Below are 16,548 nucleotides of genomic sequence, written 5' to 3'. Positions count from 1 at the left end.
CTCGCAGAACGGATCAGAAAACCCGCTTCAGTTCAATTTGTGGATCATCCCATTCACCCCTGATGGTATATGTAGCCTGCGTAAACTTATCAAACAGATTACCAAATACCTTCTGGACGATGTAGATAGTGCCGCCAACCTGGGGAGCACCTGCTAAGATAGCCGCAAAAGGCAATGTCTCTCCAACAGGTAGCGTCACAACCATTTCCTGGTCAAACCTTTCCTCAACAAAGTCCAGCTCACCTGTCATTTCAAACTTTGTTGCCGTCCCTTCTACCTGGACAGGCTCACTGATAATCCCTATGCCATTTTTTATGTCAACACGACCAGTTACCTTGTCATAAGACAGCCCTTTACCGGACAGATCAGAGAAATCGAGCTGTAGTCGACGCACTAAAGATTCAAAATTAAGCAATGATAACAATTTTAATGCGGGAACTGACACGACCTGCTCAAAAGAACCTCGCTCCAAGTCAACGCTCACCTGTCCATTAAGCGTTTCAGATCGAACATCATGAGGAAGTCCCTGCCAGTTTAAACGGATCGTTGAATCTGATTGACTACTGGTTATCGCCGCAGGGATACTAAAGCCGGTTTGTATATCTTTTAAATCACCACCCTTAATATTCAGAATCAGGGAGGTCTGAGCATCAGTGTTATCTGCTGTATCTCCGATCAACCAATCGAGAGCACCTGAAAAATGAGCGCTGCCCTGGGATAAATTGGACAAACTAACCTGCCTTGAAGACCGTTCAGCTCTGTACGCTGCATCCAACTGCTGACCACTGACGCCATAAATAGAAAAGTCTGCAATTTTCAGGTCAAAATCAGGCCATTCAGACCTGAAAACCTGCTCAAAGATATCATGACGCTTTTCTTTAGCTGAGGCAGCGTTAGCGGGTTCCGAGGCTATATCCTGGGGAGATGCAATAAAAACACGTTGCATGTCTAACTGCAAAAGATCAGGTGTGAAGCTTGCAGCACCTTCCAGTTGCTGGCTTGCAAAGCGAGCATCCAGTGTCTTATCGTTCAAGACAGCATCAATGGCCAGATCATTGACCACAGTATCCTCATAGATAGCTTTTGCTGTTTCGAGGTGCATTCTGACCGGCTGTGTCTCCGCTGCCGAACTCTGTTCAGCCGGCCCCTGCCCACCTGAATCGATAACAGAGCTTGCCAGTGACTGGCGAGCAACCTCCGCAGATGCAAACTCAACCCAAGGGTCGACATTAAAAGTAGGCTCTTTAATATAAATATCAGTTCTCTGATTTGACACTGTCGGTAATCTGGCATGATCAGTCGCATCACCGTACCAGACGCCCACACCATAGCCCTGCTGATCACCACCCCAAATACCGTGACTGATCAAAAAACCTTCTGAGTCACGATGATCATAAGCCACAGAAAAGTAATTCGCTTCCGGTGTAAAGGTCATATCAATCTTGAGAGGGCGCTCTGTATTAGCCTCTTTTCCGATAGGTTCCGGCAAACTAACCACAACATCATTAAGCTTTGATGTTAAGTGTAGCTGGCTCTCTTTATTTAAATTCACACTAAACTGATAATCCAGTGTCCCACTCAGCCAAGAGGAAAATGGCATAGGCTGCCACTGGTTAATCGCTATCAGATCAGATTGCCCGGAACCGGCAACACGAACAGCAGCTGTTTGCCTATCCGTTTCCACATCGAAAGCTGTTTCGCCACCTAAAAACTCAGCGGTTGCTTTCCGGACAGAAAGGCCACGATCAATGTCATAGGTAATATCACCATTGAGCTGAGATACTGGAGTAGCAAGCTCAGGAATAAACAGCACCCCGTCTCGGGCCTGAACATTCACCTGACCACTCCCCTTGCGACCATCCACAGGAAAAATAAGATTCGTCGAAAATGCGAGCGGCTTACCAGAAAGCTGCCAATCAAGCAGGGATTCCGGAATGAGAGCACTCAATGGAGTCTCAGTGAGTACCTGCCAGCCCCACTCAGGGTAAACACGCCCATCAAGGTTTAAACCAACAACACTGCCAACACCATCATTTCTCAAAGTGACATCGCCAGAAATCCCTTCATTCTGAAGATAGCGACCAGAGTTCAGACTAACATCAAGATCCGTCCCATCAAGCCTGACCTGAGCATCAAGAGCTTCCGCAGCGGGCCACTCCGGCAGAAACTGAAGCTTACTCTTCTCAACATCCAGCAACAGAAGAGTCGCCACTTCTCTATCAGGACGGGATGAGTTGAGGTTTAGCGTGCCATCATAAATAAAACCACCTTGCTTAACCTCTGCAGACTTAATGCTACTGCCAAGCCAGTCGCTCAAAGTCCCCTGAATAATAAGATCAGGAACAAGTCTTAGCCCAAACGTTTCGTCCGCACCGGTCAGGCCTACATTCAGATAAAAAAGGTCATCGCCCTCTTTAGGTTGTAGCAGATCAAATTCACCGGCAATTTCTGTAGCACCACGATTTAACTGCAGATCCAGGCCAAATACCCGTAACATATCACCTATCTGCCAGTGCACCTCTCCTATCGCCTTATCAAACCACCAGCCACCGCTGTACAGTTGAGGGTAACCCATGAAAAACTCATCCGAGTGAAAACGGATAAAGCCATCATGGGCACTGCTTTGCACATAACCATTTACATTACGCAAAATCGGCGCACCGTAATAAGCATCAACGCTAACAGAGTCCACCTCGGTCTTAACCAGAAAACCGTCGCTCTCTGACTGGCTGACGCTCAGATTATGTAATTCCCCCCGGGGTTTTAATCGTACCAATGCATCCCGGGCTTTTTCCGGCAGATCCGGCCACTCAAGCAGGGTATCACTGATTTTTTCCAGATCCAGGTTCGATAACTGTACCTGCCAATCGTCATTTTTTTGCCGCGCAACAGCCTGCTTTAGAACGAACGGACGATTCTGCAAAGAAAAAGACAGGTTATCTGTAATCAGCTCCCAACCCGATGCCTGCCGTTGCCAAAAGAGTTCTGTATTAAGGTTTGCCAGATATACTTTAGGTTGATCCGGCAGATTCAGTTCCAGCTTACCATCCTTAAGGCGCCCCTTAAGGCTTTGCAATCGCCCGCCCTGCCAGTCACTCCATAATTCAAGACCACCATTAAGCTCAGGTATATCAAAAGGCAGTAGATGTTCTATTTTCTCCAGCCAAGAGCTCAATGACTGAGAGTCGGCCTGAAGATAGAGCTCTACGGTTAATGATTTCTGGTCAAATGGGTCGCCGGCAATCTCCAGAATAAAGCCGATCTGCTGAGGCGAACCTGGGTCCAGCTGCAGCTGCCCCTGAAGCCTGCGCTTCCCTTCGACTTCATAAACTTCAAGCCGACGACTATAGGCACGGTATTCACGGCCGAAACGGTCTGTTAATTCAAGCCAGACGTGCTCCATCTTTAAATGTTGCTGTCTCAGTAAGAACTCGAGAACATGGGTAATTGGGGCAACTTCATCCCTTAAACGATCACTTCTGCCGCGTTGGCGAGGGTCTGAATTTCTGTCAGATGGCTCTGCAATCTGATCAGTCTTATCTGAAACGCTATTCTGCTGATTCCAGCCATTGAGTAACCAACGGGCATCTTCTTCTTGTTTCAGGCGAAGCGTAACCCCCTGAATAGAGGCTTGGCGAATAACTGGAAACTGATATCGGAATGACCTGAAACTATCCAGCTCCAGGCTAAAGCTCCGAACCTCAAGAGCAGGCTTGATGCCATCCTTCGCATGAACCTGCGGGGCATACACTTCAACCTGATCAAGGTGGATATAGGGGTCAAAGTCATTCCACTGACCATGCAACTGATCAATCCGAAGATTGATAGCCAACTGAGCATTAGCCCAGGACGTAAGATCGTCGCGATAGTTTTCCAGCAGAGGAAAGAAATAGCGGCCAATACTGACATACAGGGCCAAAACAACCACCACCGGCAGAACCAGCCATATGATACTGTGATTAAAGATATGCCGAGGCAAAGACATAGGTTAAGTCCAATACCGGCAAAAAGGCGTTGATAACGAAAAAGAAACAGGCAAAGTAATCACTCTGTAATGGTCAGGACACATCAAATAAGCCTTCAGATAAAATGCCATCAAAAGGCTATTGAGGTCTGTTAAAGCAGAACAATGTCAAACTGCTCCTGACTATAGAAGGTCTCTACCTGAAACTTAATGGTTTTATTAATGAAGAGCTCCAGGTCAGCCACACTTGCGGACTCTTCATCAAGTAAACGGTCAACAACAGGCTGAGATGCCAGAACAAGGTATGTATCCGAACCATAAGCACGCTCCTCTCTCAGAATCTCCCGAAAGATCTCATAGCAAACGGTTTCCGGCGTCTTGAGAGTACCTCTGGCCTCACAGGTCGGGCAAGGCTCACACATCACTTGCTCAAGACTTTCGCGAGTGCGTTTTCGCGTCATCTGAACCAGCCCCAGCTCCGTCACCCCCGTCAGCTTCGTCTTAGCGTGATCTCGCTCCAGATTTTTCTCCAGCAGACGTAACACCTGACGCTGATGTTCAGGATCTTCCATATCGATAAAATCCAGAATGATAATACCGCCAAGATTACGCAACCTGAGCTGGCGAACAATAGCTGTCGCCGCCTCAAGATTCGTCTTGAAAATCGTCTCTTCCAGGTTTCTGTGCCCCACGAATGCGCCGGTATTGACATCGATGGTCGTCATCGCCTCAGTCTGATCAATAACCAGATAGCCACCGGATTTCAACTGCACTTTACGGCCAAGAGCTTTCTGGATTTCATCTTCGACGCCGTAAAGGTCGAAAATCGGGCGCTCTCCCGGATAGTACTCAACTTTGCTTTCCAGACTGGGAACAAACTCCTGCACAAACTCTTTTAGTTTGGCGTGATTTTCCCGGGAATCAATGCGGATTTTTTCAATTTCTGGCCGGACAAAATCACGCATAGTGCGCATAAAAAGCGGTAGGTCTTCGTAAATAATTGTCTTGTTTTTAGCACCTTTGCAACGACGCTCTACAGCACGCCAGAGCCTGTATAAAAAATGAGTATCAGCAAGAATTTCCTCTTCACCAAAACCTTCTGCAGCTGTACGGATAATAAAACCGCCCTGCTTACTAACGCCCTCTGTCTCACCATCAGGAGCAGCACTCTCAACAATTTGGCGCAAGCGGTCGCGCTCAGACTCATCTTCAATTCTTTGTGATACACCGGTATGGGGGGTATGCGGCATGTAAACCAAATAACGGGAAGGTATAGACAGATGTGTGGTCAGGCGGGCACCTTTGGTACCAATGGGCTCTTTTGTCACCTGAACAATGAGAGACTGCCCTTCATGCAGAAGACTGCTGATACTTTCAACCTCGGCGCCATTGGGTCTGTCTGCAGGTACAACATCGGCAGCATGAATAAATGCAGCACGTTCGAGCCCAATATCAACAAAAGCCGCCTGCATACCCGGTAAAACACGGACCACTTTACCCTTGTAGATATTACCTACAATGCCCCGGCGACGGGTTCGCTCAATATAAACTTCCTGCAAAACACCATTTTCAACCACTGCAACACGGGTTTCCATCGGTGTAATATTAATTAAAATCTCTTCACTCATCGCTTCTCTCCCCCGCGACAAACCACCCTGAGCCCCGAACCGGTGAAGCCGTTATGAAGGTTCGAGTACCCGTATACCAAATTGGTTCAGCAGCTCTGCTGTTTCAAACAAAGGCAACCCAACAACATTGCTGTAGCTTCCCGAAACGGAGCGCACAAATACAGCTGCCAACCCCTGAATACCATATCCCCCAGCTTTATCAAAAGGTTCACCGGAATCACAGTAAGCAAGGCACTCATCTTCAGTCAGAACCCTGAAGCAAACATCCGTCACGCTGATCAGCGACAGGATGCGACGGCCCTGGCATACAGCAACCCCCGTCATCACCTGATGGGTTTGCCCTGACAACTGCATCAGCATATCAACAGCATGGCGTTTATTTTTGGGCTTTCCTAGTATTTTCCCCTGATGCACCACTGAGGTATCAGAGCCTAATACAGGAAGGTTTGTACCCGATCGCTCCTGCCCTGCCAGAGCCTTCTGTTCTGCAAGTCGCATCACATAAGACGGAGCAGCCTCCCCTGGCAGAACACTTTCATTCAGATCAACCGGATATTTAAGGCATTTAAGGCCAATCTGTTCAAGTAATGCCTCTCGCCTCGGTGATGCCGAAGCTAGGCAAAGATCATAAGAGCTATCGCTATTTTGCATCTGTTTAAACGTTTCTTATCATAAAAATTGATTGATTCCACAAGGCGCAGAAAACACTCTGCCCCTGGAGCAGATTGTTAATGAATCTGAAACCGACGACGTATTGTACGCATGCCAATAAAAAACCATGGCCAAAGCAGCATGCTTGTGATTGCAGGCAGAAGGAATGCCAATGTATCGGCAGCAACACTGGTTAAGTTTTGCACCCACTGGAAAATCAGCAAGCTGATACTGATCAGCAACCCCACCATCAATGCCTGCTGTAAAGCGCCGTAGTTACGCATACGCTGATAAAGCAAAAGAGCAACATAAGCAATCACCGACATCGCCATTGCATTTTGTCCCAGCAAGGAACCGTCCAACAGGTCCATACACAAGCCAAGAAAAAAGCCAGCAAGTACACCAATGCGATGCGGTAAGGCGATACACCAGTAAATCAGTACCATCGCTGCCCACTCAGGCTGGACCCATAAAAAAGTATCCGGCAGAGGCATAGCCGCCAACAACAGGGCAATCACGAAGGTTAAAAGGATTACAAACATAATTACTCCTGCTCCCTCGTCTCCGGACTGGCAGAGCCCGTAACTGGCAGATTTGTATTATCAATCACATCAAGAGGGTTCAGCATTAACACGTATCGGCTCCGCTCCAGCTGAGCCAGCGGCCGCGCTGATACCGTTGCAAAAGGCTTTCCGGGCTCATGGCGGACAGTGCTGACCTCTGCAACGGGATATCCTTTGGGGAAACGACCAGCCAGGCCAGATGTAACCAGAAGATCCCCTGCACGAATATCTGCTGTATCCGGTACATGACTTAGCGTCAGCTCATCAATCAGGCCTGAGCCGATAGCGATCACGCGAAAACCGTTTCGATTAATCAGGACAGGAACTGCGTGGGCCGTATCTGCAGCCAGTAACACACGGCTGGTATAAGTGCTCACCGACACAACCTGCCCCATCAATCCTAGGGCATCAACAACCGCCTGCCCTTCATAAACCCCATCCCTGCGACCACGATTGACCAGCACCTGATGAGTAAAAGCATCCGCATCCAGGCCGATGACCTCCCCAAGCAAAAAACGATCTTTATTGGGTTTCTTAGCATTCAGAAGCTCCCGAAGACGCAGATTCTCTCCGATAAGATAGGCCATACGCTGGTTTTTACTGGATAGCTGTAGCGCCTGCTCTTTAAGCAGAGCATTTTCTTCCAATAAGGCATTACGATCAGAAAACGTTGCCGCACCCCAGGACCAGAGTCGATTGGGTAGGTCCACAGCCCATTGCAGAGGCGTTACAGCAACGGTCAAAAAAGAACGCACCTGATCCATATGCTGGTAGCGGTAATCTGAAAACATCAACGCCAAAGAAAGGATCAGACAAGCCAGTAATCGCAGCCCTAATGAAGGGCCCTTAACAAACAAAGGGTTAATTGCAGCCTCCTTAAGCCTGTCTTTTGTCCGAAGAACGCAGGTCAGACACCGATCTGTCAGGAAGGTCAAATCAGATCATAAATGGTGAGAAGTCAGTTTCAGGAAAGATTAAACAAAAAAAAGGCGGTATTCAAACCGCCATTTTTTAGCTGTGATTTAGGCTACCTGCCAGAATCTAACCTTCCGTTGATAGCAGATCAAATGTGTGCTGATCGATCATTTCAAGAGCACGACCACCACCGCGAGCCACACAGGTTAAAGGCTCCTCTGCAATAATAACGGGCAGACCAGTCTCTTCTGCGATCAGCTTATCGATATCACGTAACAGAGCACCACCCCCTGTCAGTACAAGCCCACGCTCAGCGATATCCGATGCAAGTTCCGGCGGTGACTGCTCCAAAGCACTTTTCACTGCCTGAACAATTGCAGACAGAGGCTCCTGCAAGGCTTCCAGGATCTCATTGGAATTGAGGGTAAAGCTGCGAGGAATACCTTCTGCGAGGTTCCGGCCACGAACATCAATTTCTTTCAATTCGCTACCCGGATAAGCGCAACCTACTTCTTCTTTAATACGCTCAGCTGTTGCCTCACCAATCAGGCTGCCGTAATGACGACGCACATAAGAAACAATGGCTTCATCGAACCGATCACCCCCAACACGAACGGATTGAGCATACACCACACCGTTCAGTGAGATAATAGCGATCTCGGTAGTACCACCACCGATATCAACGACCATAGAGCCGTTAGCCTCCTCAACGGGCAACCCTGCACCAATCGCAGCCGCCATAGGCTCTTCGATCAGAAACACTTCACGAGCACCCGCACCCATAGCTGATTCACGAATTGCACGACGCTCTACCTGAGTAGACATGCAAGGCACACAAACCAGAACACGAGGGCTTGGAGTCAAAAAGCTGTTTTCATGCACCTTATTAATAAAGTGTTGCAGCATCTTCTCTGTAACGTGGAAGTCTGCAATAACACCATCTTTCATAGGGCGGATGGCAGTGATATTGCCGGGTGTACGACCCAGCATACGCTTGGCGTCCAAACCAACAGCAGCGACCGTGCGCTGATTTCCATGATGACGGATAGCCACAACTGATGGCTCATCCAGAACTACACCGCGACCGCGGACATAGATCAAAGTATTTGCTGTACCCAAGTCGATGGACAAATCGCTCGAAAACAGTCCTCTGAGTCGTTTAAACATGTGATTTTTTTCACCTAAATCCAATTTACCCTGTGCTGGCAGAACTCTATCAACCGCAGCCCCCCACGGCAAGATACAAATGTGTCAGCAGCTCGGAAATATGTTAAATTGCGCGCTTATTTTGTTATTTAACCCAATCAAAATCACTCCACTGCGTCTTAACGGCCTGCAGAGACTCTGGTTACTGCACATAATAGGACCTTTGGCTGATTACTGGTTCAATCAGGGCAGGAAGAAACATCATGGCTCTAGAAAGATCCGATGTTGAAAAAGTAGCGCACCTGGCGCGACTCAAAATCGAAGACAATGATATCCCGGAATACACCCGTGATCTGACCAGCATTTTAGAACTGGTTAACCAGATGCAATCGGTTGATATTGACGGTACAGATCCTCTGGCACACCCTCTGGATGCGACCCAGCGCCTGCGTCACGACGAAGTGACCGAAAGCAATCAGCGCGAACACTTCCAGCAGAATGCGCCAGCCAAAGAAGCCGGGCTATTTCTGGTGCCGAAAGTTATCGAGTGATACCTCCTGGCCAAATACGTCAGAAACTAAAAAGTATTACCCAAAACTGTAAAAAGACTCTTTCCCTTAAATACCAGTTGTAGCTGCAAGCGTGCTTATCCAATATGCACCGGCATACACTGACAGCTTAATCGGAAGATTGATCTGTAAGTAAAGATTTTAAGGGAGCGGTATCAAACCGTAGCAAAGGACTTTATCTCCATGCATAACAAGACTATCGCTGAACTTGCCAAAGGTCTTGCCGACGGTGAATTTTCCAGCGTCGAACTGACCCAACATTTTCTGGGGCGTATTGATACCCTGGACAGCCAGTACAACAGCTTTATCACCGTGACGCCTGAACAGGCACTGGCACAGGCAGAAGCAGCAGACGCCACTCGCGCGGCCGGTAACGCCAAAGCCCTGACCGGCGTACCCGTTGCCCATAAAGATATCTTCTGTACCAACGGCGTGCTAACCACCTGCGCGTCTAAGATGCTGTCCAACTTTGTTGCGCCATACGATGCCACCGTAGTGGATAAGTTTAATAGCGCAGGCATGGTTTCTCTCGGTAAGACCAATATGGATGAATTTGCCATGGGTTCTTCCAACGAGAACAGTTTCTACGGTGCCGTGAAAAACCCATGGGACACAAATGCGGTTCCCGGTGGATCTTCCGGCGGTTCAGCAGCGGCTATTGCTGCACGTCTGGCTCCGGGTGCAACCGGTACTGATACCGGAGGCTCTATCCGTCAGCCTGCGGCGTTCTGCGGTATTACTGGTCTTAAGCCAACCTATGGCCGCGTTTCCCGCTGGGGCATGATCGCCTACGCCTCGAGCCTTGATCAGGGCGGCCCGATGGCACGCACTGCTGAAGACTGTGCGCTGCTGCTGAATGAGATGGCAGGTTTCGATCCAAAAGACTCCACCTCTCTGAAAAAAGCTGTTCCGGATTACACTGCCGATCTGAACCAGCCATTAAGCGGCCTGCGTATCGGTCTGCCAAAAGAGTACTTCGGCAAAGAACTCTCCGCTGAGATGTCTGATGCCATCATGACGTCGGTTAAAGAGTTCGAAAAGCTGGGCGCGACCGTTCAGGAGATCAGCCTGCCGAACACCATGCTGGCGATTCCATCCTACTACATTATCGCCCCAGCAGAAGCTTCCTCTAACCTGTCACGTTTCGACGGTGTTCGTTACGGCTACCGCTGCGAAAATCCGGAAAACCTGGAAGATCTGTACAAGCGTTCCCGTGGTGAAGGCTTCGGTAAAGAAGTTCAGCGCCGTATTCTTGTCGGTACTTACGCTCTGTCCGAAGGTTACTACGATGCTTACTACCGTAAGGCACAGCGCATCCGCCGCCTGATTCAGCAAGACTTCCTGAACGCCTTCAACGAAGTCGATCTGATTATGGGGCCAACAACCCCGACACCAGCTTTCGATCTGGGCAGCAACACCGACGATCCGGTACAGATGTACATGGAAGATATCTACACGCTGGCTGTTAACCTTGCCGGTCTGCCGGGTATCTCTGTACCTGCAGGTCTGGTCAACGGTCGCCCAGTTGGCCTGCAAATTCTGGCGGGACACTTTAAAGAGTCCCAATTACTGAATGCAGCACACCAGTTCCAGACAGCAACCAACTGGCACCAACTGGCACCCAGTGCTGGTCAGTGATCCCTCACAAAACACAGTGATATCACATTAAAAGCGAACCGTATTCAGACCTGTATACAGAGGTAAAAGCATTATGGAATGGGAAGCAGTTATCGGGCTTGAAATTCATGTTCAGCTCGCCACCCAGTCTAAGATTTTCTCCGGTGCCGGCATTGCATTTGGCGCGGAACCCAACACTCAGGCTTGCGCCATCGATCTGGGCCTGCCAGGCATTCTGCCGGTACTGAATGAAAGTGCCGTCGAGATGGCGGTAAAATTCGGCCTGGGCGTTGAAGCCGAAATCGGCATGAAGTCTGTTTTTGAACGTAAAAACTACTTCTACCCGGATCTGCCAAAAGGCTATCAGACGACGCAGAATGACCTGCCAATTGTCGGCAAGGGCATTATTGAAGTAGAGCCGGAAGAAGGCAAAATCCGTCAGGTTCGCATCCACCATGCTCACCTGGAAGAAGACGCGGGCAAATCTCTGCACGAAACTTTCACAGACGAAAATGGCCGCGGCATGACCGGAATCGACCTGAACCGTGCCGGTACACCTCTGCTGGAGATTGTATCCGAACCGGATATTCGCTCTGCCAAAGAAGCGATCGCCTATATCAAAGCGATCCACAGTATTGTGACTTATTTAGGCATTTCAGATGGCAACATGGCTGAAGGCTCCATGCGTTGTGATGCTAACGTATCTGTCCGTCCTAAAGGTCAGGAAGAGTATGGCACCCGCGCAGAGATCAAAAACATCAACTCATTTAAGTTTATCGAAAAAGCGATTAACCATGAGATTGAGCGTCAGATCGAACTGATTGAAGATGGTGGCCGCGTCATCCAGGAAACCCGTCTGTACGATTCTGAAAAGAACGAAACCCGTTCTATGCGTAGTAAAGAGGAAGCGAACGATTACCGTTACTTCCCTTGCCCGGATCTACTGCCGGTTGAGCTGGATGAAGCCTATATCGAGCATATTCGCTCTGAGATGCCCGAGCTGCCTAAACAGAAAAAACAGCGCTTTATTGATGAGCTCGGCCTGTCTTCTTACGATGCAGATGTTCTCTCAGCGACCCGTCCAATGGCCGAGTATTTCGAGCAGGTTAAAGATCGCTGCGGTGATGCAAAACTAGCGGCTAACTGGGTGATGGGAGAACTGGCTGGCCAACTGAACAAAGAGAGCCTTGAGATTGAGCAAAGTCCGGTTTCTTCAGTTCAGCTGGGCGATCTTGTGAAGCGCGTTATGGATGACACCATCAACGGTAAAGCCGCCAAGCAGGTATTTGCCGCATTATGGGCCGGCGAAGGCACATCTGCCGATGAGATTATCGAAGCCAAAGGTCTGAAACAGGTGACCGATACTGGCGCTATCGCAGCTGTCGTTGATGAAGTACTGGCTAACAACCCGCAACAAGTTGAACAGTACCAGGCTGCTCCGGAAGACAAACGGGGTAAGATGGTCGGCTTCTTTGTGGGCCAGGTCATGAAAGCCTCTAAAGGTACTGCAAACCCACAAATGGTGAACCAACTTCTGAAAGAGAAACTGGGCTAACCCATAGACTCAGACCGTCTTCAGTGACCAAACCCCGAGCATGTCAGCATGTATCGGGGTTTTTTTCGTCCGGCACATCGTCTTAAAAGCCAAAATATATCGGGTACAAATCTTATGCCCTGTACTGAAAAAGCCTGAAAAAACCGGCCACTAGACATTGGCAAAGCTCTGCATGCACCAAAACGGTGAACAAACCGTAGAAAAAAGGAGGTAAAACAGGCATTTACCATTTTATATAAACCTTGTATTGTTAAAAAAATCAATATAACTATAAACAAAATGATGACCCCCAAGCTTTCCAAGTACCAAAACGAAAGTTTTTTATTAGTGATCTAATGAAAGATGTCATCCACGACTCAGGAATCTTACAAAGATCTATGTCGGTAAAATTAGAAGTCAAAAACCTATATAAAATCTTTGGTGAAAATTCAGCCAAAGCCCTCTCCCTGCTCGATCAAGGCATCGACAAAGACGAAATTTTCTCCCGAACGGGCCAAACCGTTGGCGTTAAAGATGCAAGTCTCTCAATCAACGAAGGCGAAATCTTCGTTATCATGGGACTGTCCGGATCAGGTAAGTCGACCTTGGTACGCTTGCTCAACCGTCTTATTGAGCCAACCCGTGGCCACGTACTGATCGACGGTGAAGATATCTCGGTCATGAATGACGATCAGCTACGAAATGTGCGTCGCAAAAAAATCAGCATGGTATTCCAGTCCTTTGCGCTTATGCCTCATATGAGTGTATTAGATAATGCGGCCTTCGGTCTGGAGCTGGCAGGTGAAGCCGTCGAAATCCGGCATAAAAAAGCACAGGACGCTTTAGACCAGGTGGGGCTATCTGCCCATGCAGACTCCTACCCGGATGAACTCTCCGGCGGTATGCAGCAACGTGTAGGTCTAGCCCGGGCACTGGCTAACAACCCTGATGTCATGCTGATGGATGAGGCCTTCTCCGCATTAGATCCTCTCATCCGTACTGAGATGCAGGACGAATTGCTGAAACTACAAGCGGAACACCAGCGCACCATCGTCTTTATTTCCCATGATCTGGATGAAGCGATGCGTATTGGTGACCGTATCGCCATTATGCAGGGCGGCGAAGTCGTTCAGATAGGTACACCTGATGAAATCCTGCACAACCCAGCCAATGATTATGTACGCTCATTCTTTAAAGGTGTTGATGTCTCCAACGTCTTTAGTGCAAAAGATATCGCCCGAAAAACCCAGGTCACTATTGTTCGCAAAGATTCCAGCGAAGGTCTGCGCACCGGTCTTAAGCTGCTACAGGACAACGACCGGGACTACGGCTATGTCATCGACAAACTGGGGAAATTTATCGGCGTTGTTTCCGTTGATTCTCTGAAAGAAGTTATCAACACCGACCTGAAGCTGGAGCAGGCTCTACTGACGGAACCGGAACCCGTACCGGCAGAAACCTCCATCAGTGACCTGATAGGCTTAGTTGCCAAAACCGGCTATGCCATGCCTGTTGTAGATAGTGATAACAAGTACCTGGGTAATATCAGCAAAGGCCGTCTGCTGGAAACCTTAGACCGAGAGATATAACAATGAGCACTGAAAACAACCCTTTTGCCACTGATACTCAAGCCTCGGATACGGATAATCCATTTGCCAGTCCAGAGCCAGCCGACAATCCTTGGGGTAATGCTGAACGGTCTTCAGATGAGGTCACTAGTAGTGAGGCCTGGCTAAATGAGGACGTCGCTGCCGTTGTGGAGGACCAGGTCACCCTGGCCGACCCTTTTGCCCAGTCATGGATCCCTCTGGAGGGCTGGGTCGAAAATGCACTGGAGTGGGTCGTGGGTAACTTCCGCCCTTTCTTCAGCGCCATTAAAGCCCCGGTTGATGCCACACTAACTTCGATTGACACTCTGCTAAACTCCGCACATCCCTTTCTGATGATTCTGATTTTTGGCCTGCTCGCCTGGCAACTCGCTAATAAGCGACTGGCTATCGGCACCGTTATCAGCCTGATTATTTTGGGTGGTATCGGCGCATGGAGCGAAGCGATGACAACACTATCGCTGGTGCTGACCTCGGTCTTCTTCTGTGCTCTGCTGGGTATGCCCCTCGGCATCCTAATGGCCCGTAGTGAAAAGATTAATCGAGTATTACGCCCCACATTGGATGCGATGCAAACCACCCCTGCCTTTGTCTACCTGGTACCTATTGTCATGCTGTTCGGTATCGGCAACGTACCCGGTGTTGTAGTAACGATTATCTTTGCTATGCCCCCGATTATACGCCTGACCAACCTAGGTATCCGTCAGGTACCTGGCGACCTGATTGAAGCAGCCAACTCATTCGGTGCTAACCCTCGTCAGATGCTGTTTAAAGTACAGCTGCCACTGGCAATGCCAACGATTATGGCAGGCGTCAACCAAACACTTATGCTCTGCCTCTCTATGGTTGTCATTGCATCCATGATCTCTGTGGGCGGTCTTGGGCTAATGGTACTACGTGGCATTGGTCGCCTCGATATTGGACTGGCAACTGTCGGCGGTGTTGGTATCGTCATCTTGGCCATTATCTTAGACCGTATGACTCAGGCCTTGGGGCAGGACTCCCGAAGCCGTGGAGTTCGACACTGGTATGAAGCAGGCCCGGTAGGTATCGCTCGCCGTGCAATGGGTCGCTCATAAATACTTACATTGATGTCCGGTCAGCGACTTCACAAACCAGGCTCTGCCCTCTTCTCAGAAGCTGAGCCTGAACAAAATATTTATAAATAAGAAAAGAAAATGGAGATACACGTATGAAATCAATGAAGAAAAGCCTGTTGACGGCTTTAGCACTCAGTACAACCGTTGCCAGCAGTGCAGCACTGGCAGATGGCCACCTTCCTGGTGAAGGTATTAAGGTACAGGGTGTGCACAGCCCTATTGCAGAAGAGAAGTTCCAGACGGTTGTTGTTAATAAAGCACTGGAAAAGCTGGGCTATGATGTCCTGCCCATTAAAGAAGTCGACTACAGCGCAGGCTACACCGCGATCTCAAGTGGCGATATTACCTATATGGCAGTCAACTGGTTCCCTCTGCACAACGGTATGTATGCTAATGCGGGTGGAGATGACAAATTCTATCGCAAGGGTACCTATATCAGCGGAGCGGCACAGGGCTACCTGATCGACAAAAAAACGGCTGATAAATACGGCATCACTAAAATCACTGACCTGAAAGATCCCAAGCTGGCTAAACTGTTTGATACGGATGGTGATGGCAAAGCAGATCTGACCGGCTGTCAGGCAGGCTGGGGCTGCGAAGGTGTAATTGAACATCAGCTGACCGAATTTAAACTGCGTGACTCTATTACACACAAACAGGGTCAATACGCTGCCATTATTTCTGACACTATCGCCCGCTTTAACGATGGCGAATCTGTGCTGTACTACACTTGGACGCCATATTGGGTATCAGGCAAACTGGTTCCGGGTAAAGACGTCGTTTGGCTGGAAGTTCCATACTCCGCTAACCCGAACGGTACCGATACCGCACTGCCAAATGGCAAAAACTATGGCTTCGATATCAACGCTGAGCGCATTGTTGCCAATAAAGAGTGGGCAGAAGCAAACCCGGCGGCTGCAAAACTGTTCGAAATCATGAAACTACCGATCAACGCGGTTAGCGCTGAAAACATGATGATCAGCAACGGTCAGGATTCCGTTAAAGAGATCGAGCGTCACGCAGATCAGTGGATCCAGGCGAACCAGAAAACATTTGACCAGTGGATCAGCACTGCGAAGAAAGCAGCCAAATAAGATCTACAAGTCGGAGTTTTACTTTCTGGCGCAGTAAAAAAACTAAGTTTTTGATAACCCCTATCTCAGGATAGGGGTTTTTCTTTGATTTCTAAGAACGCCATTATTTATTTTTGAACACCTGTAATCCCACTCCCTTTTTAACGTTCTCTAAATCACC

At 48.8% G+C, this 16,548-nt stretch carries 12 protein-coding genes; 6 read left to right on the top strand and 6 right to left on the bottom strand.

The window, feature by feature from the left end:
• Window positions 1-13 precede the first annotated feature (13 nt).
• The 6 genes from ACN0R8_RS13575 to ACN0R8_RS13550 form a co-directional block, all read right to left on the bottom strand.
• Complete coding sequence (locus tag ACN0R8_RS13575) at window positions 14-3,985, bottom strand: YhdP family protein (protein ID WP_417598302.1); 3,972 nt, start codon at window positions 3,983-3,985, stop codon at window positions 14-16.
• Between the two features lie 131 nt (window positions 3,986-4,116).
• Window positions 4,117-5,592, bottom strand: a complete 1,476-nt coding sequence (gene rng / locus ACN0R8_RS13570) for a ribonuclease G (protein WP_417598300.1) — start codon at window positions 5,590-5,592, stop codon at window positions 4,117-4,119.
• Window positions 5,593-5,643: 51 nt separating this feature from the next.
• On the bottom strand, window positions 5,644-6,243 hold the full coding sequence (locus ACN0R8_RS13565; RefSeq protein WP_417598298.1) for a Maf family protein: 600 nt from the start codon (window positions 6,241-6,243) through the stop codon (window positions 5,644-5,646).
• A 77-nt stretch (window positions 6,244-6,320) separates the two neighbouring features.
• The gene (gene mreD, locus ACN0R8_RS13560) at window positions 6,321-6,785 is read right to left on the bottom strand and encodes a rod shape-determining protein MreD (protein WP_417598296.1); all 465 of its coding nucleotides are present in this window, start codon (window positions 6,783-6,785) and stop codon (window positions 6,321-6,323) included.
• A gap of 2 nt (window positions 6,786-6,787) precedes the next feature.
• Entirely contained in the window at window positions 6,788-7,663 is an 876-nt protein-coding gene (gene mreC, locus ACN0R8_RS13555) for a rod shape-determining protein MreC (RefSeq protein WP_417598294.1), read from the bottom strand.
• Window positions 7,664-7,847: 184 nt separating this feature from the next.
• Complete coding sequence (locus ACN0R8_RS13550) at window positions 7,848-8,888, bottom strand: rod shape-determining protein (RefSeq protein WP_078320287.1); 1,041 nt, start codon at window positions 8,886-8,888, stop codon at window positions 7,848-7,850.
• Between the two features lie 242 nt (window positions 8,889-9,130).
• Between ACN0R8_RS13550 and gatC the strand changes: the two genes are divergently transcribed.
• The 6 genes from gatC (at window position 9,131) to proX (ending at window position 16,388) form a co-directional block, all read left to right on the top strand.
• The gene (gatC, locus tag ACN0R8_RS13545) at window positions 9,131-9,418 is read left to right on the top strand and encodes an Asp-tRNA(Asn)/Glu-tRNA(Gln) amidotransferase subunit GatC (RefSeq protein WP_078320286.1); all 288 of its coding nucleotides are present in this window, start codon (window positions 9,131-9,133) and stop codon (window positions 9,416-9,418) included.
• A gap of 201 nt (window positions 9,419-9,619) precedes the next feature.
• A complete protein-coding gene (gene gatA, locus ACN0R8_RS13540) occupies window positions 9,620-11,074 on the top strand; it encodes an Asp-tRNA(Asn)/Glu-tRNA(Gln) amidotransferase subunit GatA (RefSeq protein WP_417598291.1) in 1,455 nt (484 codons plus the stop codon).
• A 73-nt stretch (window positions 11,075-11,147) separates the two neighbouring features.
• Window positions 11,148-12,608 carry an Asp-tRNA(Asn)/Glu-tRNA(Gln) amidotransferase subunit GatB gene (gatB, locus tag ACN0R8_RS13535; RefSeq protein ID WP_417598289.1) on the top strand — a complete coding sequence of 487 codons (1,461 nt, stop codon included), beginning with the start codon at window positions 11,148-11,150 and terminating at the stop codon, window positions 12,606-12,608.
• A gap of 377 nt (window positions 12,609-12,985) precedes the next feature.
• Window positions 12,986-14,176 (top strand): glycine betaine/L-proline ABC transporter ATP-binding protein ProV, encoded by a 1,191-nt coding sequence (gene proV / locus ACN0R8_RS13530; protein ID WP_417598287.1) that lies wholly within the window; start codon window positions 12,986-12,988, stop codon window positions 14,174-14,176.
• A 2-nt stretch (window positions 14,177-14,178) separates the two neighbouring features.
• Complete coding sequence (gene proW, locus ACN0R8_RS13525; RefSeq protein WP_417598285.1) at window positions 14,179-15,273, top strand: glycine betaine/L-proline ABC transporter permease ProW; 1,095 nt, start codon at window positions 14,179-14,181, stop codon at window positions 15,271-15,273.
• 113 nt (window positions 15,274-15,386) lie between these two features.
• Complete coding sequence (gene proX, locus ACN0R8_RS13520) at window positions 15,387-16,388, top strand: glycine betaine/L-proline ABC transporter substrate-binding protein ProX (protein WP_417598283.1); 1,002 nt, start codon at window positions 15,387-15,389, stop codon at window positions 16,386-16,388.
• The last annotated feature ends 160 nt before the right edge of the window (window positions 16,389-16,548 follow it).

Source organism: Oceanospirillum sp. (assembly GCF_048265165.1).
Lineage (GTDB): Bacteria > Pseudomonadota > Gammaproteobacteria > Pseudomonadales > Halomonadaceae > Oceanospirillum.
The sequence above is the reverse complement of the archived record's forward strand: the minus strand, read 5'-3'. Positions and strand labels throughout refer to the sequence as shown.

Coding starts and splice junctions, on each gene's coding strand:
- gatA (WP_417598291.1), top strand. CDS start 9,620: ATGCATAACAAGACTATCGCTGAACTTGCCAAAGGTCTTGCCGACGGT.
- gatC (WP_078320286.1), top strand. CDS start 9,131: ATGGCTCTAGAAAGATCCGATGTTGAAAAAGTAGCGCACCTGGCGCGA.
- gatB (WP_417598289.1), top strand. CDS start 11,148: ATGGAATGGGAAGCAGTTATCGGGCTTGAAATTCATGTTCAGCTCGCC.
- ACN0R8_RS13575 (WP_417598302.1), bottom strand. CDS start 3,985: ATGTCTTTGCCTCGGCATATCTTTAATCACAGTATCATATGGCTGGTT.
- rng (WP_417598300.1), bottom strand. CDS start 5,592: ATGAGTGAAGAGATTTTAATTAATATTACACCGATGGAAACCCGTGTT.
- ACN0R8_RS13550 (WP_078320287.1), bottom strand. CDS start 8,888: ATGTTTAAACGACTCAGAGGACTGTTTTCGAGCGATTTGTCCATCGAC.
- proV (WP_417598287.1), top strand. CDS start 12,986: ATGTCGGTAAAATTAGAAGTCAAAAACCTATATAAAATCTTTGGTGAA.
- proX (WP_417598283.1), top strand. CDS start 15,387: ATGAAATCAATGAAGAAAAGCCTGTTGACGGCTTTAGCACTCAGTACA.
- mreD (WP_417598296.1), bottom strand. CDS start 6,785: ATGTTTGTAATCCTTTTAACCTTCGTGATTGCCCTGTTGTTGGCGGCT.
- ACN0R8_RS13565 (WP_417598298.1), bottom strand. CDS start 6,243: ATGCAAAATAGCGATAGCTCTTATGATCTTTGCCTAGCTTCGGCATCA.
- proW (WP_417598285.1), top strand. CDS start 14,179: ATGAGCACTGAAAACAACCCTTTTGCCACTGATACTCAAGCCTCGGAT.